Genomic DNA, 24,010 nt, shown 5'->3' with positions numbered 1-24,010 from the left:
GCACAGAAGCGCGAGAGATGATGATCATGACATACTCTCGTTCACGCTGCATTGCCATATCAGGCCGCCTTTTCACCAGCGGCGAGAAAGGCCTTGGCCAGCGCCCGCCCGATCGTCGCCCTCGCCTGCAAGGCATCGGCCACGACATTCCCCATGCGCAGGAATTCATGGATCATGCCGGGATAAACGTGCAGATCGACGGGAACGCCGGCCGCCGCCAAGCGGGCTGCATAATCGTGCCCCTCGTCCACCAGGGGATCGAACTCGGCGAGGACGATGCATGCGGGAGCAAGGCCCGACAAATCATCCGCTGCGAGCGGCGCAAAACGCCAATCGTCGCGATCCGACTCGTCGCGGAGATATTGCCGGAAGAACCAATCGACGGTGCTACGCTCCAGAAGATGGCCGGTACCGTAGCGCTCGTAGGATGCGGAGCTTTGTCGGGAGCTGAGACCGGGATAAGCGAGAACCTGAAGCACCGGCGGCGGAAGGACCGTGTTTGTCCTCGCTTCGATCGCGAGCGCGGCGGCAAGCGTTCCGCCGGCGCTGTCGCCGCCGACGGCGACCCGGCGGGGATCGAGCCCGATCGCGCGGCCCTCGAGGCCGATCCAGGTCAGCGCATCGACTGCATCCTCGAAAGCGGTCGGAAACTTGTGCTCCGGTGCGAGCCTGTAGCCGACCGACAGCACGGCCGCACCGCTGTCCTCGGCGAGGCCGCGGCACAATGGCTGATGCGAATCGAGGCTGCCGACGACGAAGCCGCCGCCGTGCATGTAAAGAAGAACAGGAATGGGAGTGCGTTCGCTCGGCTGCGCGCTCGCATAGAGCCGCGCCTCGATGATCGCGCCATCCCGCACCGGCAGCGACAAACGCCGCTCGTAGGCGAGCGCCGGCGGATCGACGTCGAGCAGCGGCGAGGACGCATCGAAATCGGCCCGCGCCTGCGCAGCAGTCAATTGCGGAAACGGAACGCGCGCGCCGCTTTCGGTGCCGGCCTGCACCATCTCGAGCAATGCCGCGATATCTGGATCAAGACTCAAAGACTTACTCCGCTGGCTCCGGGACCGTATCCTGCGCGATCGTCGACGCCTCCGCCGGCACGAGCAGACCGCAGATCTCATCGAGCAGGCCGGCATCCCTCAGGATCGTGAAATGGTTGTCGCCGACGAAGCCGCGATCGACCGCCTTCGGCATCTGCGATTCCAGCCGATCACGCTGTGCCAGACGGGTCGAGGTCCACCAGCAGAGCGGCGTGGCTTCCAGGCCCCGCGGCAGCGCTGTGTTCTGCGCCAGCCTGTTGAGGTGCCGTCCGACTGCGAATGCAGCGGACAAATCATCGGCGCCGAGCGAGGCGTCGTTCGCTCTCACGCTCCTGCTCTGCTCCACAACAGAGGCGACCAGATCGCGGATGCGCTCCGGCGTCTCCGGCAAATCAGCGCGTTTCGCTGCCTCGACCTGCGCCTTGATGCGAGAGGCCGCAGCGCTCGGAAGAACCGCCGACAGCAATCCTGCGAGATCGTCGGCCCAGTGTGCCATCGACTCCTGCCGGTTCGGTCCGTCCGGCTGCCGCAGCACGAAGCTGTCGACCAGCGCGAGACGATCGACGCGCTCACCGCCGCGTTCGAGCTCGGCCGCGACGAGACCGACCAGCAGTCCTCCCAAGGACCAGCCGACCAGGCTATAGGGACCGCGCGGCTGCATCCGCCTGATCTCGGCCGCGTAGTCCACGGCCATGGCTTCGAGGGAGGCGTCGGTCCACGAGGGATCGACCAGCATTCTCGATTGCAGCCCGATCAGCTGCCGGTGCCCTTCGAGGCGGCGCGCCAGCGGCCCGTAGTCGAACACTGTGCCGAAGCCGCCATGCACAGCGAAGACCGGGTTCACGCCGCGAACCGCGGCATTCAGCGGCAGCAGCGCCGATGGCGCGGATGCGACGGCGGACGCCGCGGTGGCGCTGCCGGCGAGCAAGGCGCGGATCGTCGGCTTCTGAAGCAGATCGCGCAGCTTGATCTCGATCCCGAACGTCTTGTCCTGACGGACCCGCGCCACGACCTTGAGGCACAGGATTGAATTGCCGCCAAGCTCGAAGAAATTGTCGGTGACGCCGACCTGCGGCACCTCCAGGATCTCGGACCACAGGCGCGCCATTGCAATCTCTGCCGGGGTTCGCGGGGGGACGAAGCTCCGCATCGACGCATCGGGAGCCGGCAATGCACGCCGGTCGATCTTGCCGCTCGACAATGTCGGCAACCGCTCCAGCACCACGATCCGAGCCGGCACCATATAGGCCGGCAGGACGAGCTTCAGGAAACCGGTCAAGCGCTCGACCAGCGTCTCGGCCGCATCAGGCGCGGCGTCATCTGCCGCCTTCGGCGCGACATAGGCAATGAGCTGATTTCCGGCTGCACCCGGCACCGCCACCACCGCGGCCTGCGCGATTGCCTCGTGACGGAGCAGTGAGGTCTGGATCTCTCCGAGCTCGATCCGGAAACCGTTGACCTTGACCTGGTCATCGCTGCGGCCGAGATATTCGACGGTGCCGTCCTCGCGCCATCGCGCCAGATCGCCGGTGCGGTACAGCCGCGCTCCCGGGGCCGACGAGAATGGGTCAGGCACGAAGCGCTCTGCGGTCATACCGGCCTTGCCGTGATAGCACCGTGCCAGCCCAAAGCCGCCGAGATAAAGCTCGCCGGCGACGCCGGCGGGAATAATGTCGAGCGCGGCATCGAGAATGTAGGCACGGCGATCTCCGACCGGCACGCCGATCGGCGCGTAGGGCGTGTCGCATTCCGACGCGCCATCGACTTTCCAGACCAGCGGCGTGACGACGGTTTCGGTCGGACCATAACCATTGATCAGAATGCGTGGCTTGAGAACGCGCCTGACCTTGTCGAAGCCCGCCTTCGGCATCGCCTCGCCGCCGAACGAGTAGAGCTTGACCGGCGGTGGATTGCCGCTCTGCTCGACGCAATCGGCGACCTGCTGGAGGTAGGCCGGCGGCAATCCGATATGGCTGACGCGATGGGCGTGCAGGTTCTCGACGGTCTGTTCCGGCGTCCACAATTCGGCGTCACGCATCAACAGCCGTGCGCCATGCGACAGAACTGTGAGCCAGCGCTCATGAGCGCCGTCGAAGGCCAGCGATAGGAAATGCAGCTCGCAGGAGCTTTCGTCGATCTCGTAGAGGCTGCCCGTGACGCGACAGTGCATCGCCAGCGGACCGTGGGCGACAGCGACGCCCTTCGGCGTCCCCGTCGAGCCCGAGGTGTAAATCAAATAGGCAAGGTTTTCCGGATGCAGTTCGGGCTGCGGCGGATGGTCCGGTCCCGCGTCGAACTCGAACGAAGACAAGGAAATTCGCTCCATGCCGTCCGGGCTGCCCTCGATTTCGAGCGGACCCGTCAACAGGAACGCGATTGCGGCATCGCGCATGACGAACGCGCGCCGCTCCGAGGGCAGCTCGGGATCGAGTGGAACGTAGGCCCCACCCGCCTTGAGCACGGCCAGCAGCGCAATCATCGTGGCAGCAGTTCGCTCGACCACCACGCCGACGCGCTGCTCGGGCTTGAGCCCCCGGGCGATCAGGTGATGCGCCAGGCGGTTGGCCCTGCGCTCGAGGTCTCCGAACGAGAGCACCGAGCTGCCGATGGTCAGCGCCGTCCGCTCCGGATGACGATGCGCATGGCTGCTGATCGCCTCATGTACCAGCGGCAGCGGAGCGCTCGACGTCGCGTGGCGGTTGCAACGATCCGCAAGAGCGGCGTCGAGCTCTGTGACGGGATGGATGCTGCCAAGCACGACCGTGGCATCCCGCGTCAGCTCCGCCAGCAAGAGCTCGAACTGCGCCTTGATCTGGGTCGCCTGCACCGCGGTGAAATGGCTCGGCATATAGGTGTATTCGACCTGAAGCGTGTCTTCGACCAGCACCGAGAGGTCCATCGGATAGTTCGTCACGTCGACATTCTTCAGACCGCTGAACTGCAACCCGCCTGCACCGCGGTGCATGCTGCGTTCGATCGGATAATTCTCGAAGACGATGATGCTGTCGAACATGGTCTGACCCGCGCGGCCGGCCCAGCCCTGGATGTCATAGAGCGGCGTGTGCTCGTATTCCCGGATCGCCGAATTGCGGTCCTGCAGCGCGCGGAGCCATTCACCGATCGGGCTTTCGGGCGGAATCGTATCGATCACGGGCAGCGTGTTGATGAAGAGCCCGAGCATCTGCTGCGATCCGTCGAGACCGGCCGGACGACCGGCCACGGTTCCGCCGAATGTGACTGTGTTCTGGCCCGTATAGCGTTGCAGCAGCAGCGCCCACACGCCCTGGACGACGGTATTCAGCGTGATCCGTTCGCGGCGCGCGAACGCCTTCAGCTCCGCGGTCGCGGCCTCTCCGAGACGCGTGTAACAGCGTTCGTGGCCGGATGCCTGATGGCGGCGCGCGCCGAAGGCGTCGGCGAGCTGCGTTGGCTGATCAAAGCTCCTGAGTTGTTCACGCCAGAAAGCTTCGGCAGCCTTGGCGTCCTGCGCCTGCAGCCAGGCGATATAGTCGCGGTAGCGCGTCGCGTTCGCGGCAGCAGCGCCGCCGTAATAGCACTCCAGGACTTCTCCGACGAACCTTGCCGAGCTCCAGCCGTCCATCAGGATGTGATGATAGGTCCAGATCAGCCGATACAGGTGGTCCTGGAGGCGCAACAGCCGCACCCGCTGGAGCGGCGGCCTCTGGAGATCGAACTCGGCGGCGCGCTCATCGGCAAGAGCCGCCGCAATTCTTTCATCACTGATCGCCTGCCCTCGCCAGTCCTGCTGTGCGAACGGCACGATGGCGTCGCGATAGACGGCTTGCAGCGGGGAGCCGGAGAGCTCACGCCAGAGGAAGCCGGTCCGCAGCATCTGATGACGCGCGCTCACCTCGCGCCACGCTGTGCCGAGCCGTTCCGGGTCGAGGCCCCGGATCTCGACACTGACCTGGTTGACATAAACGCCGCTGCCAGCATCGCGCAGGCTGTGAAACAGCATGCCCTGCTGCATCGGCGACAGCGGATAGACGTCCTCGACGCGGCTCCAGTCCAGACCGAGCCGTTCGAGCTGCTCACTGGAGAGTCCCGCCAGCGAGCCACGCTCCGATGCGGGGTCTTCCTTATCGGGCTCGACATCTCGGGACGACGCAATCAGCAGCTCGATGGTTTGATGCCGGAACACGTCGCGCGGCTCGATGAGCACGCCTTCGCGCCGCGCGCGGCTCACCATCTGCAGCGAGATGATGGAATCACCACCGAGCTCGAAAAAATTATCGGTGACGCCGATGTTGGGCTGGCGCAGCAGATCGGCCCAGATCGCGGCCAATGTGACCTCCGCCGGCGTGCGCGGCGCCACATGCTGGGCGGACTCCGCGAGCTGATCCGGCGCCGGCAATGCCTTGCGGTCGATCTTGCCGTTCGGCGTCAGCGGCAGGCGCTCCAGCACCACGATCCGCGCCGGGACCATGTAGTCGGGCAGCACCGGGGACAGCGCCGTTTTGAGCGCCGCCCCATCCAGCGCTTCGCCGCTGACATAGCCGACCAGCTGGCGGCCGGTGCCGGCCTCGCGCGCCACCACGACGGCGGCGCGAACGCCCGGCTGCGCCTGCAGCCGTACCTCGATCTCGCCGAGCTCGATGCGGAAGCCGCGGATCTTCACCTGGTAATCGGCACGGCCGACATAATCGAGCACGCCGTCGGACCGCCACCGCGCCACGTCGCCGGTACGGTACAGCCGTGCGCCCGGCGGACCGAACGGATCGGGGATGAAGCGCTCCGCCGTCAGGGCGCCGCGCTGCCAATAGCCGCGGGCGAGCCCGCTCCCGCCGATATAGAGCTCGCCGGCAACGCCGACCGGCGCGAGGTTGAGGTCACCGTCGAGAACGTAGAGCGTGGTGTTGCCGATCGGGCGGCCGAGCAGCGGACGATCGTCCACCGCATCGAGCCGATGGCGCGCCGACCACACCGTGGTCTCGGTCGGACCGTACAGGTTCCAGACTTCGCCGGCTTGCGCCACCAGCCGCCGCGCCAGATCCGGCGGCAGCGCCTCGCCGCCGCACAGCACCCGGCAGCTCGCCGGCAGCGCAGGGCCGTCATGATCGAGCAGCATGCGCCAGGTCGACGGCGTTGCCTGGATCAGGGAGACGCCATGCCGCTCCACGATCGCCTTGAGCCCGGCGGGATCATGCGCGGCCGCGCGATCCGCCAGCACGACGCAGGCGCCGATCGTCAGCGGCAGCCAGAGCTCCAGGACTGCGATGTCAAAGGACAGCGAGGTCAGGCCAAGCACCCGGTCGGCGGCCGTCATGCCGGGCTGCTCCGCCATGGTCGCGAGGAAGTTTGTCACGGCGTCGTGGCGAACCATCACGCCCTTGGGCAGACCGGTCGAGCCCGAAGTGTAGATCACATAGGCGAGGCTCTCACCGTGAACGGCGACATCGAGATTGGCGGCATCGCTGCCCTCGCCGTCCTGTCCATCAACGAGCCAGGCTTCTGCGCCAGTCTCCGCCAGTATGTCTGCGAACTGATCGTGCAATCCCTGTTGCGTCAGCACCAGCGCCGCGCCGCTGTCGCGCAGCATGTGCGCCAGCCGCTCCGGCGGGTAATCCGGATCGAGCGGCAGATAGGCCCCGCCGGCCTTCAGCACCGCCAACAGCGCGACCAGCATCCCGACGCCGCGGTCGAGCGCCAGCCCGACCACGATTTCGGTCCCGACGCCGTGATCCCGCAATCGTCGCGCCAGCCGGTTGGCGCGTGCATTCAGCGCAGCGTAACTCAGCCCCACCTCGCCGAACACCAGCGCGATCGCCTGCGGCGACTTCCGGACCTGTGCCTCGAACTGCGCAATGATCCCTTCGCGCGGTTCATCCCGGCGCGTATCGTTCGCCCGTGCAAGCAGGACGTCATCCGCGGGGTCGCGGGCCGCGATCATCCCGACCGGTCGATCGGCATCCATGCTCAGCGCCTCGATCAGCCGCACAAAGGTTCGCTGCAGCCGTGCGATCTGGGCCTCGTCGAAATATTTGCGCTGATAGTTGAGAACGAGGCGCAGGCGCTCATCGACGCCGATGCTGGCGAACAAGGGATAATTGCTGGTCTCGACAATCCAGGTCTCGCCGACCTGGATCTGCCGGTTCTGTCCGATCAGCGCGCGGTCGACCGGGTAGTTCTCGAACACCAGGATGCTGTCGAACAACGGCCGTCCGGGACGCCCTGCCAGCCGTTGGATCTCATAGAGCGGCGTGGCGCCGAATTCGCGCAGGGCCAGATTGCGATCCTGCAATTCGCGCAGCCATGCACCGACGGCCTGCTGCGGGCTGACGCCGTCGATCACGGGCAACGTGTTGATGAACAGGCCGACCATCTCTTCGGCGCCGGCGAGCTCGGGCGGCCTGCCCGACACGGTGACACCGAAGCAAACCGTCCCCTGCCCGGTATGCTGCCGCAGCAACTGCGCCCATGCCGCCTGCACCAGCGTGTTCATCGTGATCCGCTCGCGCGCCGCAAATTCCTGCAACCGTCCGGTCATGGCAGGATCCAGCTCCAGCGCAAGCATGCCATGGCCGGACGTTTCCACGTCCCCCCCTTCGGCCAGGCTGCCTGCGAGGAAGCTCGGCTCGACCAGCCCAGCCGTCGCATTGCGCCAGAACGCCGCCGATGCGTCGCTGTCGCGGCTCTTCAGCCACGCGATGTAGTCGCGATAGCGGTGCCGCAACGGCGGCAGGCGCCCCTCGCCGTTATGTTGCATCACTTCGGCGATGAACCGCGCCGAGCTCCACCCATCGAGCAGAATGTGATGATGCGTCCAGATCAGCCAATGCCTGTCGTTGCCGAGCCGGATCAACCGAACGCGCTGCAAGGGCGGCCGCGACAGGTCAAAGCCGGCGGCCTGCTCCTGCCGCGAAACGTCGGCCAGCGCCGCATCCAGTTGCGCCTGGTCCCACGTCGCACTCCGTGCTCGCCAGTCATCCTCGATAAAGGGCACTTCAGCCCGCCGATAGACGACCTGTTGCGGTGCGCCGGGCAAGTCGCGCCAAATGAATCCCGTCCGCAGCACCGCGTGACGATCGCTGGCTGCCTGCCAGGCGCGGCGCAGCTTTCCGGCTTCCAGCCCACGGATCTCCGCCGCGACCTGGTTGACGTAGAGCCCGCTCTCGCCGTCATGCATCGCATGGAACAACATGCCTTGCTGCATCGGCGACAATGGATAGATGTCCTCGATCTCGCGCCAATCAAGCGCAAGCCTGTCGAGCTCGGTCTGACCCAGCCCCGACAACGCCACGTCCGATGGTGTCAGACCGCAAGCGCCGCCGGTGCAGTGATCGACCAGCTCGCGCAACGCAGCCTCGTACAACGCGGCCAGCCGCTCGACCGTCTCGCGCCGATAGCGCTTGCGGCCGAACCCGAACGATAGAAACAACCGACCATCGCGCACCGTGCCGTTCACGGTCAGCCAGCGTCGCAGCGGGCTCGATGCATCCCGCGATCGGCCGGCGCTTTCCGCTGCCATCTTGAACAGCGCCGCCTCGTCGCCTCCGTCGATCTGGCCGAGATAATTGAACGCAATCTTCGGCTCGCCGGCATGCGATAGCGCCAAACGTTGTTCTTCGGAGCCAAGATAGCGCAATACGCCGTAGCCCAGCCCGCGGCCGGGAATGACGCGAAGCTCCTCCTTCACGGTCTTGATCAATGACGAAGGATCTTCCGAGCCACCGGCCAACCGCACGGGAAAAGCCGTCGTAAACCAGCCGACCGTGCGCGAGAGGTCGAGATCGCCAGCGAGAGGCTCGCGGCCATGCCCCTCCAGCTCGACGAGAACGTCGTCCTGCCCACTCCACTGCCAGACGGCGCGTGCAAGGCCGGCAAGAAGGAGATCATTGATCTGCGTACGATAAGCCGCTGGCGCATCCGTCAGCAGGCGCCGCGTCCATTCACTTTCGAATGACAGCAGGACCTCATCGGCATCGGCGATGCGATCGTTGCCCGCGTGGTCCTCGTCGCAGGGAACGTCCGCATTTGCACAGCGGCTGGTCCAGTAGGGTAACTCCGTCGCCAGTTCTGGCGAGGTCGCGTAAGCCCGCAAGCGCTGACCCCACAGCGCGTGAGCATGAGTCTTGGGCGGAAGCGCGGCCGCGGCGTCACCCTTCGCAAGCTGCCTGTAAGCGGACGCGACGTCCTCCAGCAGAATGCGCCATGACATCCCGTCGACCACGAGATGGTGGATCACGATCAGAAAACGCTGGCTGCCATCAGCGACATCGATGCCGACGGCCCGTAACAGCTCCCCGCCGGAGATCGACAGGCTTGCTTGCGCCGACGATGCCAGCGCCGTCACGGCATCGCGGCCGGCCGCCTGCCGGACCCAGAGCAGTTCCTCCGCGCCAACAGCAGCGCCGTGCTCGGCATACCAGCTTCCTTGCTTCTGCTCGAAGCGCAGGCGTAGCGCATCATGATGATCGACCACGGCGGCGAGCGCGCGCCGCATCACGTTCCAGTCGAGGCGCTCTCGCGGATGCAAGAGCACAGCCTGGTTCCAATGATCCCGATTCTCCATGTCCTCAGCAAAGAAGCGGGACTGAATCGGCAAGAGCGGATGCGGGCCGATGACCTGCCCCTGATCGGCGAGCGTCCCCGTGCGCTGCTCGGTCCGCGCCGCGCGCGCCAGAGCTTCGAGCGTCTGATGCTGGAATACGTCGCGGGGCTCGATCAGGTATCCGGCGCGCCGGGCGCGGCTCACCATCTGGAGCGAGATGATGGAATCGCCCCCGAGCTCGAAGAAATTGTCGGTGAGGCCGACGGCCGGCCGGCCGAGCAGCTCGGCCCAGATCGCCGCAAAGGCGATCTCCGCAGGCGTGCGTGGCGCCTGATGATCCGCATGGCCATGGGCCATGTCGGGCGCCGGCAGCGCCTGGCGATCAACCTTGCCGCTCGGCATCAAGGGCAGCCGCTCCAGCACGGCAATTCTCGGCGGCACCATGTAATCCGGCAGGACGGCCGACAGCGCTGTCCGCAGCGCAGCCTCTTCCAACTCCGCCGTGCCGCTGACGTAGCCAACGAGCTGCCGGCCGGCGCCGACCTCTCGCGCCACCACCACGGCGGAGCGAACGCCGGGCTGCTCGAGCAGCCGCGCCTCGATCTCGCCGAGCTCGATGCGGAAGCCGCGGATCTTGACCTGGTGATCCGCGCGTCCGACATAGTCGATCGCGCCATCAGCGCGCCAGCGCGCCAGGTCTCCCGACCGATAGAGCCGCTCGCCTTGCTCCCCGAAGGGATCGGGAATGAAGCGCTCCGCCGTCAGCTTCTCGCGCCGCCAATAGCCCCGCGCCAAACCGGCCCCGCCGATGAACAACTCGCCGGTCACGCCTGCCGGAACCATGTTCAGATCGGCGTCGAGGATGCGGATCGTCACGCCGGGAATGGGCTGGCCGATCGGCACGCGCGTCCCATCCTCGTCGCGACAGGTCCAATACGTGGCGTTGATGAGAGCCTCGGTCGGACCGTAGCGATTGTCGAACCGCACATGGGGGAACGCCGCACGCACACGCGTCATGAGATCGAGTGACAGCGCCTCGCCGCCAGCAAACAGGCGCCTCAGCGAGGTGCAGCGCGGCGCGCCGGGCTCGGTCACGAAATGCTCGAGCATCTGCGGCACGAAGTGGAGCGTCGTCACGTCGTGGGCGATGACGGCGTCCACCAGGAGTCGCGGCTCGCGATGCGCGCCTGGAGCCGCGATCACGAGCCGCGCGCCGGTTGCGAGCGGCCACAATATCTCCCAAACCGAGACGTCGAAGCTGAACGGGGTCTTGTGCAGCAAGGTCTCGGCAGGATCGAGACGATACTCCGCCTGCATCCAGTCAAGCCGCGCCGCCAGCGCGCGATGCGAGCAGGCCACGCCCTTGGGTACGCCGGTCGAGCCGGACGTGTACATCACATAAGCCAGGCTGTCCGGATGAAGCGCCGCACCGGGATTGCCGGCATGGGCTTCGATCCGAGCTTCAGCCTCGCCGTCGATTGTCCAGGCCTCGACGTCCGCATCCGTGATCACAGACGCCAGATGCGGAAGCAGCCGCTCCTGGATCAGCACCAGCGCCGTTCCGCTATCACGCAGCATGTGGAGCAGGCGATCGGACGGGTAGTCGGGATCGAGCGGCAGATAGGCGCCTTCGGCCTTCAGCACGGCCAGGACGCCGACGATCAGCTCGATGCTGCGCTCGAGCGCCAAGCCGACCAGCCGGTCGCGACTGATCCCGTGCTCCCGCAACCGCCATGCCAGGCGATTGGCACGCGCGTTCAGCTCGCCATAGCTGATCTGCCGTTCACCGAAGATCAACGCGATCGACGATGGCGAAGCCGCGGCCCGGCCTTCGATCTGCGCGACGATAGTGTCGCCAAGCTTCGGTGCCCGCTCGGCGCTGCCGCCCCAGCCGAGCAATCTCTGCTCCTCATCGGCATCGAGGCTGTCCAGCGCGCCCAGCGGCCGCGAGGCGTCCGCCACGATCCTGGCCAGCAGTTGCGACAGCGAGGCTTGCAGATATCTGATATGATCGTGGTCGAGGCGGCTGCGATCGTAGCGAAAGCCCAGATTGATGCCGTCGGGCTTGGCGAAGACCGCCACCGTCAGCGCATAGTTGGTGATCGAGACCTGCTCGACCCGGCCGAACCGGCGTCCGCTTTCGCTCTCGCCTCGCAGCGCCTGATCGATCGGATAGTTCTCGAACACGAGGATGTTGTCGAACAACGCGCATCCGGAACGGCCGGCAAGACGCTGGATTTCGTACAGCGGCATCCAGCCGTGATCGCGCAGATCCGTGTTGCGCGCCTGGAGATCGCGCAGCCACGCTCCGATCTCGGTTTGCGGGCTTGCCTGATCGACGACGGGCAGCGTGTTGATGAACAGGCCGACCATCTCCTCGGCCCCGCTGATCTCCGCCGGCCGGCCCGAGACCGTCGCACCGAAACAGACCGCGCGCTGACCGGTGTGGCGGCGCAACAGCTGCGCCCAAGCGCCTTGCACCAGCGTGTTCAGCGTGACGCGCTCGCGCCGCGCAAAGGCTTGCAGGCTTGCCGTCAGGTCGGCCGTGAGCAGCAGGTCCGACGAGCCATGGCCGGAAGCACCGTTGGCCGCAGGTCGTCCCAGCGTGTCCGCTAGGAAGCTGGGCTCGTCCAATTCGGCCAAGGCCGATCGCCAGAACGACGCGGACGCGTCGCGGTCCTGCCTTTGCAGCCACGCGATGTAGTCGCGGTAGCGGCCCTTCACGGCCGATAGTCGCGCACCGCGTTCGTGCTGCAGGATCTCGGCCATCAGACGCGCGGCGCTCCAGCCGTCGAGCAGGATATGGTGGTGGGTCCAGATCAGCCAGTGGCGCGCCTCGTCGAGCCGGATCAGCCGGACCCGCTGCAATGGCGCCTGAGACAGATCGAATGCTCTGGTACGTTCGGCTTGCGCAATACCCGCGAGCGCAACCCGCAGCTCCTCCTCTTCCATGGCGACCGCCCGCGAGCGCCAGTCTTCTTCCTCGAATGGCAAAGGCGCAGAGCGATAGACCACCTGCTGCGCGGCCCCCGACAGCTCGCGCCACGCAAATCCGGTTCGCAACACGGCGTGGCGCGAGCTGATCTCGTGCCAGGCTGCGCGCAGCCTGCCGGCCTCGAGACCACGGACCTCCAGGCCGATCTGGTTGACGTAATTGCCGCTCTCGCCATCACGAAGGGCATGGAACAGCATGCCCTGCTGCATGGGCGACAGCGGATAGATGTCCTCGATCTCGCGGCAGTCGATCGTCGCGACCAGCGCGTCGAGATCAGCCTGCTTGAGGTTCGACAAGGCGAAGTCCGACGGCGTGATGCCGCGGGCGCCGCCCGTGCAATGCGCGACGAGTTCGCGCAAGGAAGCCGCGTAATGCTCGGCGAGACGTTCGATCGTTGCGCGCCGGTAACGCCTGCGGCCATAGCTGAACGACAGGCGCAGCTGTCCTTCCCCGACTTGACCGTTGATGCTGACCCAGCGACCAAGCGGCGCGCTGTCGCTGCGCATGGGCCCGGAGCTCTCGGGCGCGAGGCGGAACGGGGCACTCTCTCCCATGCTGGAATCGAACTGGCCGAGATAGTTGAAGACGATGCGCGGCTCAGGGCGTGTCGCCAGGGCGCTCCGCTGCGCCTCGGTGCCGAGATGGCGCAGGATGCCGTACCCCAGCCCGCGGTTGGGAACGGCCCGAAGCTCCTCCTTGATGGATTTGATCAGAGAGGCATCGTCCTCGGAGCTACCCGACAGCCGCACCGGAAAAGCAGTGGTGAACCAGCCGATGGTGCGGGACACATCGGCGCCCGCAAAGACGTCCTCGCGGCCATGGCCTTCGAGCTCGACGACGACGTCCTCGATCCCGCCCCAGCGCGACACGGCTCGCGCAAGTGCCGCCAGCAGGAGATCATTGACCTGGGTGCGGTAGGCGGACGGGGCTTCCTTCAGCAGCCGCGTGGTCAATCCGGCGTCGAACGCCAGCAGGACCTCCTCGCCGTCTGCAACCCGGTCGACCCCGCCATGATCGTCATCGCAGGGAAACGCCGCATGCGATCCCCGCTCCAGCCAATAGTCGAGCTCGGCTGCCAGCTCGTCGGTTGCAGCATAGGCCTGCAATCGCGCGCCCCAGGATGCATAAGAGTCGCTCCTCGCCAGTGCGACTGAAGCCGCGCCCTGGCGGAGCTGATCGTACGCCGTCGCAAAGTCTTCGAGCAGCACACGCCATGACACGCCGTCGATGACGAGATGATGCACCACCACCAGAAGCCGCTGGCTGCCGTCCGCGAGATCCATGCCGACCACACGCAACAGCGGCCCGGCCAGCGACAGGCTGGCCTGAGCTTGTGAGGCGACCTTCGTGACTGCGGCGGCATCCTGGAGGTCACCAAGAATCCACAGCAGCTCGGACGTTGGCGGTGTAGCGCCGTAGGTCGCGCGCCAACCGCCATCAATCTCCTCGAAGCGCAGGCGCAGGGCCGCATGATGCGCGACAAGAGCGGCAAGCGTGAGCTCGACGAGCTTCCAGTCGAGCCGCGACTTCGGCATCAGCAGGACGGCCTGATTCCAGTGATGACGGTCCCCTGCATCCTCACTGAGGAACCGCAACTGGATCGGCAGCAGCAGGTGCTCGCGGCCGTCGAGATCGATCTCAGCGGCGACGATCTCCGCTCTGTCTTCACTCCGCGCCACGCGCGCCAGATCCTGCAAGGTCTGATGCCGGAAGACGTCACGCGGCTCGATCAGCAGGCCCGCCTGGCGCGCGCGACCGACCAGCTGCAGCGAGATGATGGAATCGCCGCCGAGCTCGAAGAAATTGTCGGTGGCGCCGATGGCGGGCTGGCCGAGCAGCTCGGCCCAGATCGCAGCGAGCACCGTCTCGGCTGCGGAGCGCGGCGCGACATGCGCGGTGGTTGCGGCCGGCATCTCAGGCGCCGGCAGGGCGTCGCGATCAACCTTGCCGTGCGCGGTGAGCGGCAGCCGGTCCAATCGCACGATGCGGGCCGGCACCATGTAGTCGGGCAGCTCATCCGAGAGCGCCGCACGCATCGCCGCTTCGTCGAACGGCCCATCGCCGGCGACATAGCCGACCAGCTGACGGCTGACGCTGGCTTCAAGGGCAACGACCACGGCCGACCGCACGCCGGCCTGCCGCATCAGCCATGCCTCGATCTCGCCGAGCTCGATCCGGAAGCCGCGGATCTTCACCTGATGATCGGTCCGGCCCACATATTCGATGACGCCATCGGCGCGCCACCGCGCCAGATCGCCGGTGCGATACAGCCGCGCGCCCGGCGCGCCAAACGGATCAGGGACGAAGCGGTCGGCCGTCAGCTCGGCGCGCTGCCAGTAACCGCGCGCCAAGCCCTCGCCGCCGATGAACAGTTCACCGGTCACGCCGACCGGGACGATGTTGAAATCATTGTCCAGGATGTACGCCGAGCGGCGGCCCACCGGGCGACCGATCGGGGCATAATTGCCGTCGATCTCCTCGCTCGCATCGACCTTCCAGACCAGCGGCGTGACCACGGTTTCGGTCGGCCCGTAGCCGTTGATCAATGCCCGCGGCTTGAGCGCGCGCTTGACTTTGTCGAAGCCGGCCTTTGGCATCGCCTCGCCGCCGAACGAGTACAGCTCGACTGGCGGCGGATCGCCACGCCACATCGCGAAATCAGCGAGCTGTTGCAGGTAGGCGGGCGGGAATCCGGCATTGGTGACGCGCTGCCGGCGCAGAACCTCGATAGTCTGTTCGGCGGACCACAGGTCCGCATCCCGCATCACGAGCGCCGCGCCGCAGGTCAGTGCGGTCCAGAGCCGCTCATGGGCGCCATCAAAGGTGAAGGACAGGAAGTGCAGCTCGCGCGAGTGCCGATCCATGTCGTAGAGCCCGGCCGTCACCTCGCAGTGCATGGCGAACGGACCGTGTTCGACCGCGACGCCCTTGGGGATGCCGGTGGAGCCGGAGGTGTAGATCACATAGGCAAGGCTGGTTGGCACCACCGCGATCTCGGGATCGCTTTCGCTCTCCTTGGCGAGATCGATCGCACCGAGCGGAACGACCTCGACGCCAGCCGGCGGCGGCGTCAACGCCGACCCATCCGCGTCAATCAGCACGACGCGCGCACCGGCATCGCGGAGGGTGCCGATCTGGCGTCTCGCCGGATGTTCGGGATCGAGCGGCAGATAGGCTGCACCCGTCTTCAAGATGGCGAGCAGCGCCGCAACGAGGTGTGGCGAACGCCGTGCCGAGACGCCGACAAGGTCGTCGCGCCCGACACCGAGGCGGATCAGGTGGTGAGCAAGCCGGTTGGCGCGGCGGTTGAGCTCGGCATAGCTGATTTCACCGTCGCCGAAGACCAGCGCCGGCGCGTCGGGCGTTTCGGCAGCCAGCCGTGCAACCGTCCGATGCACCGGTGTGAACGACGAGCTTGCCGTTTCGTCGGCGGCGCGATTCCATTGCCGCAACTGCCCCAGTTCCTGTTCGGACAGCAACGCCACATCGGCGATCCCTTGCGCGTCGTCGGCGACCATGGCCTTCAGGGTCGTGGCCCAATGCGCGGCAAGACGCTCGATCGTCGCCGCCTCGAACAGCGCCGTCGCATAGGTAAAGACGGCGCGGATTTCGCCTGACAGCCCCTCGTCGGTATCGAGCGCGAGGTCGAACTTGACGGCATCGACCTCTGTTTCGATTGTCTCGATCTGGAGGCCGGTCCCATTGGGCGGATTGCTGGAGACCCGACGGCGCTGGTGATTGTAGAGGACCTGGAACAGTGGATTCTGACTCAGGCTGCGCGTGGGCTGAAGGATTTCGAGCAGACGTTCGAACGGCAGGTCCTGGTTTTCCTGTGCCTCGACAGTGGCCGCATGAACCGCCGCAATGAAGTCCCTGATCGCCGCGCGGCCGTCGATCTGCGTGCGAAGCACCTGGGTATTGACGAACAGACCGATCACGCCGCGCGCTTCGCCGCGATGCCTGTTGGCGACGGGCACGCCGATGTTGATGTCGGACTGCCCGGTGTAGCGATAGAGCAGCAGCTTGAAGCTCGCCAGCAGGACGGCGAACAGGGTCGTACGATGCCGCCGCGCGAGTCCGCGCAAGCCATCGGCTAGCGCCCGGTCGAGCGGGATACGAAGTGCCGATCCCGCCAGATCCGGGACCGCCGGGCGCGGCCGGTCGATCGGCAGCTGGAGCACCGCCGGATCGGCGAGACGTCTGGTCCAGTAGCCGACCTGCCGTTCGCCATCGACCGCACTCATCCAGAGCCGCTGCCATTCGGCGTAGTCGGCGTAGTCAATCTCCGGCTCCGGCAGCGCCGGTTCTTCACCGCAAGCGAATGCCGCGTACAGTTTCCAGAACTCGTCAACCAGCACGCCCATCGACCAGCCGTCGGCCACGATATGGTGCAGGCTGACGACGAGGAAGTGATCGCCCTCGTCCAGCGTCAGCAGCGTCGCGCGCATAAGCGGGCCGGCCTCGAGATCGAACGGCAGCGAGGCCTCCTGCCGCGCAAGCTCGCGCGCCTGCCGTTCGCGGTCGTCGCCATCGAGGGCCAGGTGCCGCAATGCGGCCGGCTGCGGAACCTGGATGACTTGTTCGGCCTGCTCCCCTTCCTGCCGAAAGACGGTGCGAAGCGCGCTGTGGCGGGCGACAAGCATATCGAACGCCTGTTGCAATGCGCGTGGTTGCAGCTGGCCGCGCACGCGCACCGTCGCTGATATGTTGTAGGCCGCGCTGGACGGATCCATCCGCCACAGGAACCAGAGGCGCGCTTGCGCAAAGGACAGCGGCGCCCGCTTTCGCCCCTGGCGCACGATCGGCAGCATGGCGAGGTTGACGCCCTTCGCCGCGAGCTGCGACACGAACGCGTGCTGCTTGCCGGAATCGAGACGCATCAAGCGCCGTGAAATGTCGCGCAGCTGCTGCTTTTGCGTGGTTGCCGTGTCACTCATGGGACAGTTCGACTTCCTTCAACAGGTCGAGCATCGCTACGATGTCGTCGCTTCGCTTGTCGATCTCGCTCTCCAGGCCCAGCGCAGCAGCCATGGTTTCAACGGTCGTCAATTCAAACAGACGATTGAGCGGCAGGTCGTGGCCGAGATCCCGCTTGATGCGGCTGACGAGCTGGACCGCGATCAAGGAATCGCCGCCGAGCTCGAAGAAATTGTCGGTGACACCGATATTGGGCTGGCGCAGCAGATCGGCCCAGATCGCGGCCAATGTGACCTCCGCCGGCGTGCGCGGCGCGATGCGTTCTGACTCCGCGAGCTGATCCGGCGCCGGCAATGCCTTGCGGTCGATCTTGCCGTTCGGCGTCAGCGGCAGACGCTCCAGCACCACGATCCGCGCCGGGACCATGTGGTCGGGCAGCACCGGGGACAGCGCCGTTTTGAGCGCCGCCCCATCCAGCGCTTCGCCGCTGACATAGCCGACCAGCTGGCGGCCGGTGCCGGCCTCGCGCGCCACCACCACGGCCGCGCGGACGCCCGGCTGCGCCTGCAGCCGCGCCTCGATCTCGCCGAGCTCGATGCGGAAGCCGCGGATCTTCACCTGGTAATCGGCACGGCCGACATAATCGAGCACGCCGTCGGATCGCCACCGCGCCACATCGCCGGTGCGGTACAGCCGCGCCCCCGGCGGACCGAACGGATCAGGGATGAAGCGCTCCGCCGTCAGGCCGCCGCGCTGCCAATAGCCGCGGGCGAGCCCGCTCCCGCCGATATAGAGCTCGCCGGCGACGCCGACCGGCGCGAGGTTGAGGTCACCGTCGAGAACGTAAAGCGTGGTGTTGCCGATCGGGCGGCCCAGCAGCGGACGATCATCCATCGCATCGAGCCGATGGCGCGCCGACCACACCGTGGTCTCGGTCGGACCGTACAGGTTCCAGACTTCGCCGGCTTGCGCCACCAGCCGCCGCGCCAGATCCGGCGGCAGCGCCTCGCCGCCGCACAGCACCCGGCAGCTCGCCGGCAGCGCAGGGCCGTCATGATCGAGCAGCATCCGCCAGGTCGACGGCGTTGCCTGGATCAGGGACACGCCATGCCGCTCCACGATCGCCTTGAGCTTGGCGGGATCATGCGCGGCCGCGCGATCCGCCAGCACGACGCAGGCGCCAATCGTCAGCGGCAGCCAGAGCTCAAGCACTGCGATGTCAAAGGACAGCGAGGTCAGGCCAAGCACCCGGTCGGCGGCCGTCATGCCGGGCTGCTCCGCCATGGTCGCGAGGAAGTTCGTCACCGCGTCATGACGGACCATCACGCCCTTGGGCAGGCCGGTCGAGCCCGAGGTGTAGATCACATAGGTGAGGCTCTCGGCGTGAACGGTGACATCGAGATTGGCGGCATCGCCGCCCTCGCCGTCCGCAGCGTCGAGCATCCAGGCCTCGGCGCCGGTCTCCGCCAGCACGGCGGCGAACTGATCGCGCAACTCCGTCTGCGTCAGCACCAGCGCCGCGCCGCTGTCGCGCAGCATATGCGCCAGCCGCTCCGGCGGGTAATCCGGATCGAGCGGCAAATAGGCCCCGCCGGCTTTTAGCACCGCCAGCAGCGCGACCAGCATCTCGACGCCGCGGTCGAGCGCCAGCCCGACCACGATTTCGGTCCCGACGCCGTGATCCCGCAATCGTCGCGCCAGCCGGTTGGCGCGCGCATTCAGCGCGGCATAGCTCAGCTCCGCCTCGCCGAACACCAGCGCGATCGCCTCAGGTGACTTCCGGACCTGTGCTTCAAATTGCTCGATCAACGACTGTCGCCGATCATGCGCCTGCGTCCGGTTCCACGTCTCCAGCAACAGCTGCCGCTCGTCGGGGGGCAAAATGTCGAGCTGCCGGACCGGCGCACGCGGCGCGCGATCCAGCGCATCGGCCAATTGATCGAGTGCCTGCTGCATCATGGCGCAAATGCGATCGGCCGAGAACGGATGGACGATCTGGGCGGTCAGGCCAAGCGCTTGGCCATAATCCTCGACCGCCAGCATCAGGGGATAATTGGTGCGCTCTTCACCACCGAGCCATTCGATGCCGGAGTGCTCTCTGCCGGCAGCCAAATCGGCCGGCATCGCATTGTGCCGGTAGTTCAGGATCGCGCTAAACAGCGGCGCGGGCGCCGCGACGCCGCTGTATCGCTGCGCAAGCGCCAGCGAGGCGTGCTCGTGCGCCATCAGCTCGGTCAGCCGACGATGCGCATCACGGACGCTGTCCTCGACCGCTGTGTCGTCGAGGTCGAGCCGCAGCGGCAAGGTGTTGATGAACAGGCCCATGGTGCGATCGCCGCCGGCGCCGGCCTGCATGCGACCGAACAAAACAGTCCCGAACACCACCTGCTCGCGCCCACTGGTTCGCCCCACCACCTGCCCCCAGGCGAGATGGCAAAGGCTGGCCAGGCTGACGCCCAACCGCCGCGCCTGCACACGAAGCCTTGCGTTCAAGCTCTCGGGCAGCATCAGCCGGGTTTCGGCAATACCGGCACCATCGCCGTGCACCCGATCCAGGCCGAACGGCGTGGAGGGCTCGTCGATGTCGGCGAGCATGCCGCGGAAGAAGCGCTCATGCTCCTTGGTCGCCGCCGATCCGCGCGCCTGTGCCACCAGATTCCGGAACGGATAAGGCGGCGGCAATTCGTGGCTCCGCCCGGACAGGATCTTCCCGACCTCGTCGTGCATCACTTCGAGCGTGGAGTGGTCGCCAATCAAATGATGCAGCAGGACCAAAAGCAGCCAGCGCTCTCCACCCGGATCGGCCGCGACCGCAAATCGCAAAAGCGGCGGCCGTCCGAGATCGATCCGATGCAAACGCGGATCGAATCGTCGCGCGAGCTGCTCATCCCCAGGGCCTTCGCCATCCAGCACGACCTCGTCGACGACCAAGGACGCCTGCCGCCAAACCACCTGTGCCGGCGTGGACAGTCCGCTCCACACGATAGACGTTCGCAGAATGTCGTGGCGCGCGATCACCTGGCGGACCGCGTCGAGATAGCGATCGAGCAGGTCGCGGCTGGCAAATGCCATCCGGCCCACCAGCAGATAAGGATCGCCCTCCTTCGACAGCAGGTGGTGGAAGAGAATGCCATCCTGAAGTGGCGAGAGGCCGTAGACGTCCTGGATGTTGGCGACGCCGCCAGGAACGTCGGCCACGATGCTGTCGATGTCGGATTGCGTTAACGTGATCAGCGGCAACAATTCCGGTGTGATCGCCGTCGTCTGCCGGGTGATCTGATTGACCGGAACGTCGGCTTCTACGCCGCCATCGAGGCTGGCGGCAAATTCCGCCAGCAGCGGCTTCGCGAACAGCATGCGCGCATCCGCCCTCAGCGCATGCCGCTGCAATCGCTCCAGCATGCGCACTGCGAGCAGCGAGTGGCCGCCGAGCTCGAAGAAGTGGTCACTGCGTCCGATCCGATCGACGCCCAAGAGCTCGGCCCAGATATCTGCGACAACCTGTTCGACCTCGCCTCGCGGCGGTTCGAAACGGCGCCGCGCATATGCATCGTTCTCCGGCGCCGGCAGCGCCTTGCGGTCCACCTTGCCATTCGGCGTGAGCGGGAGTGCATCGAGACTTACGAACGCTGACGGCACCATGTAGTCCGGCAGACACGCACGCAGGTGATCGCGCAACGCGCTGGCAAGCTCTCCGCCATCGCGCCTTACGCCCCCCCTAGCGGCCACATAGGCGACCAGCCGCATGTCGCCGCCATGATTGCGCTGCACCAGCACGATTGAATCGGCAACGTCGGCGTGCTCGTTGAGCCGAAACTCGATCTCACCGAGCTCGATGCGAAAGCCGCGGATCTTGACCTGGTGGTCGTTGCGGCCGAGAAACACAATGTTGCCGTCCGGGAGATAGCGGCCGAGATCGCCGGTGCGGTACATGCGCGCTTCCGCATCGCCGCTGAAGGGATCGCGCACGAAGCGCTCTGCCGTCAGATCGGCGCGATTGAGATAACCGCGCGCGACTCCGACCCCGCCGATGTAGATTTCGCCGACGGCACCGAGCGGAACGGGCGCACCGAACCGGTCCAGGAGATAGATCCGCGCATTCGGCAGCGGACGACCGATCGGAGCCGCGTCGTCGTCAAAGTCCCGATGCCGCAACCAGCTCGTTGCGCAGACCGTTGCTTCCGTCGGCCCGTAACCGTTGAAGGCGGCGATGTCAGCAGGCAATCCCTTGACCAGCTCGGCCTTGGGCAATTCACCGGCAAGAACGAGGACCCGCAACGAGGCGAGCCGTTCGAGATCGGTCCGCCCGTGCAGCATCGCCGGCGGGAGGGTCGCATGCGTGATCGCATTGTCCGCGAGATAGCCGAACAATGCCGCGGTGTCCTGATGCTCGCGCGTGCCGGCCAGAAACAGCGCGGCGCCCGAGCACAGGGCCATGACGATTTCCCAGATGCTGGCATCGAAACTGAGCGAGGCAAACTGCACGACGCGACTGCTCGAATTGATGTTGAACAATGCCCGCTGCGCCAACGCCAAATTCACCAGGCCACGGTGCTCGACCATCACCCCCTTCGGCCGACCGGTCGAGCCGGACGTGTAGATGATGTAGGCGAGGCTTCGCGCAGTCAGGCCTTCGAGGAGAACACTCGGATCCGACGTCGCCAGCCCTGCGTCTGCGTCGGGGTCGACCATCTCGCAGGTCCCATCTGGAATGATCGCGCGTCCTGTGGCGTCTGCGATCAGCAGGCGCGGCCTGGCATCGTCGACAATCTGACGTAGCCGCTCCGCAGGATAAGCGGGATCGAGCGGCAGATAGGCGCCGCCCGCCTTCAGCACGGCCAGCAGGCTCACCACCATTGCGATGCCCCGCGGCAGGCAGATCGCAACGGGCTGATCCGGCACCACTCCCAAGGTGATCAAGTGCCGCGCAAGCCTGTTCGCCCGCGCATCGAGCTCGCTATAGCTCAGACGAACGTCCTCGTATGCCAGCGCAATGGCGTCCGGCGCCCTTCTCACCTGCTCCGCAAACAGATCTTGAATGCACCTTTCGGAGGGAAACGGCGTGGCCGTCTCGTTCCAAGTGTCGAGAACGCGCCTGCGCTCATCGGCACCAATGATATCGATCCGGTCGACCTCATGGTCCGCATCGGAGATCATCGCCCGCAGCACGGTCAACAGATAGCCCCGATGGCGCGTGATCGTCGCTTCGTCGAATAGCGACGTCGCATAATTCAGGGAGCCGACAATGCGCCCGTCCATCTCGCCGAGATTGAGCTCGAGATCGAACTTGACCTGTTGCAGCGGAATATCAGCGACCTCGGCTTTGAGGCCGGGCAACTCGAGAGGCCCCCTCTCGTTGTTTTGCCAGGCGAACACGGCCTGGAAGACCGGTGTCTGCTCCGGCCGTCGCAGCGGTTGGACGATCTCGACGACCTGCTCGAACGGTAGGTCCTGATGATCCTGCGCCGCGAGCGCCGCCGCGCGCACGCGGCGGAGCAGTTCGGCCACGCTGGGCTCCGCCGAGAGATCAACGCGGACAGCCAGCATGTTGACGAAGAATCCGATCAGGCCCTCGATCTCCGGCCTATTTCGGTTGGCCGTCGGAGTCCCGATGACGATATCGGTCTGCGAGGAGAGTCTCGACAACACCACTGCCCAGGCCGCCAGCACCGTCATGAAAGCACTGGCGCCATGCGACTGACTCAGTCGCCTGATGCCGGAGGCCAGCTCCACATCGATCTCGATCGGCAGGGACGCCCCGGCGAGCGACCTGATTGGCGGACGCGGCCGATCCGTCGGCAATTCAAGCACGGCAGGAGCGTCCGCGAGTGCTTCTCGCCAATAGTCGACCTGCCGCTGCAAGCGTTCGCCCGACAGCCATTGCCGCTGCCAGACGGCATAGTCCGGATACTGGATTGCCAATGGCGGCAGAGGATCGTCCTTGCCGGCGGCGAATGCCCGGTAGAGAGCGCCGAGCTCGCGCACCAGAACGCCGATCGACCAGCCATCGGAGACGATGTGATGCTGGGTGAACAAGAAGAGATGCTCTCCCTCCGCCATCCGGATCAGGCGACCGCGGACCAACGGTCCTGCGGCGAGATCGAACGGCGTCGCGGCCTCCTCGCGGCGGAGGCGCGCCAGCTCCTGCTCGCGATCGTCCCGGCTACTCAGATCATGTTCGAGCAGCGGCACACGCGCATCCGTGGGCAGCAGCACCACGCGCGGCTGTTCGTCCACTACGCGAAAGACGCTGCGCAGCGCTTCGTGGCGCGCGAACACACGGTCGATGCTGCGACGCAAGGCTTCGAGATCGAGCTCGCCCGTAAGCCGCAATGCTCCGCGAATGTGATAGCTGGAATTCGTACCATCGAGCTGCGCCAGCAGCCAGAGCCGCTGCTGCGCAAAGGACATTTCCAACGATCCGCTCCGCGCCACCACCGGAATGGCACTGGCGTCACTCCGGCCACGATTCCTGGCCAGCGCGACGAGCTTTCTCATCTGCTGGGGATCCAGATCGCGTAAGCTCGGCTTTGCCGTGTCAGCCAT

At 66.3% G+C, this 24,010-nt stretch carries 3 protein-coding genes; all 3 read right to left on the bottom strand.

Going from position 1 to position 24,010, the window contains the following annotated elements; translation table 11 throughout:
- Positions 1–59: 59 nt before the first annotated feature.
- Genes I6F12_RS06505 through I6F12_RS06495 form a run of 3 tightly spaced genes read right to left on the bottom strand, consistent with a single transcriptional unit; the run spans position 60 to position 24,010 of the window.
- Positions 60–1,040, bottom strand: coding sequence for an alpha/beta hydrolase (locus I6F12_RS06505; protein WP_225141381.1), 981 nt, complete (start codon positions 1,038–1,040; stop codon positions 60–62).
- Between the two features lie 4 nt (positions 1,041–1,044).
- Positions 1,045–17,484, bottom strand: a complete 16,440-nt coding sequence (locus I6F12_RS06500; protein WP_225155815.1) for a non-ribosomal peptide synthase/polyketide synthase — start codon at positions 17,482–17,484, stop codon at positions 1,045–1,047.
- Positions 17,477–24,010, bottom strand: a complete 6,534-nt coding sequence (locus I6F12_RS06495; RefSeq protein WP_225155814.1) for a non-ribosomal peptide synthetase — start codon at positions 24,008–24,010, stop codon at positions 17,477–17,479. Before I6F12_RS06495 ends, I6F12_RS06500 begins: the two co-directional genes overlap by 8 nt.

It is taken from the genome of Bradyrhizobium sp. IC4059, assembly GCF_020193615.1.
Lineage (GTDB): Bacteria > Pseudomonadota > Alphaproteobacteria > Rhizobiales > Xanthobacteraceae > Bradyrhizobium > Bradyrhizobium yuanmingense.
Note: the sequence above shows the minus strand (reverse complement) of the source record. Positions and strands in the feature narration are given on the sequence as shown.

Coding starts and splice junctions, on each gene's coding strand:
- I6F12_RS06500 (WP_225155815.1), bottom strand. CDS start 17,484: ATGAGTGACACGGCAACCACGCAAAAGCAGCAGCTGCGCGACATTTCA.
- I6F12_RS06495 (WP_225155814.1), bottom strand. CDS start 24,010: ATGGCTGACACGGCAAAGCCGAGCTTACGCGATCTGGATCCCCAGCAG.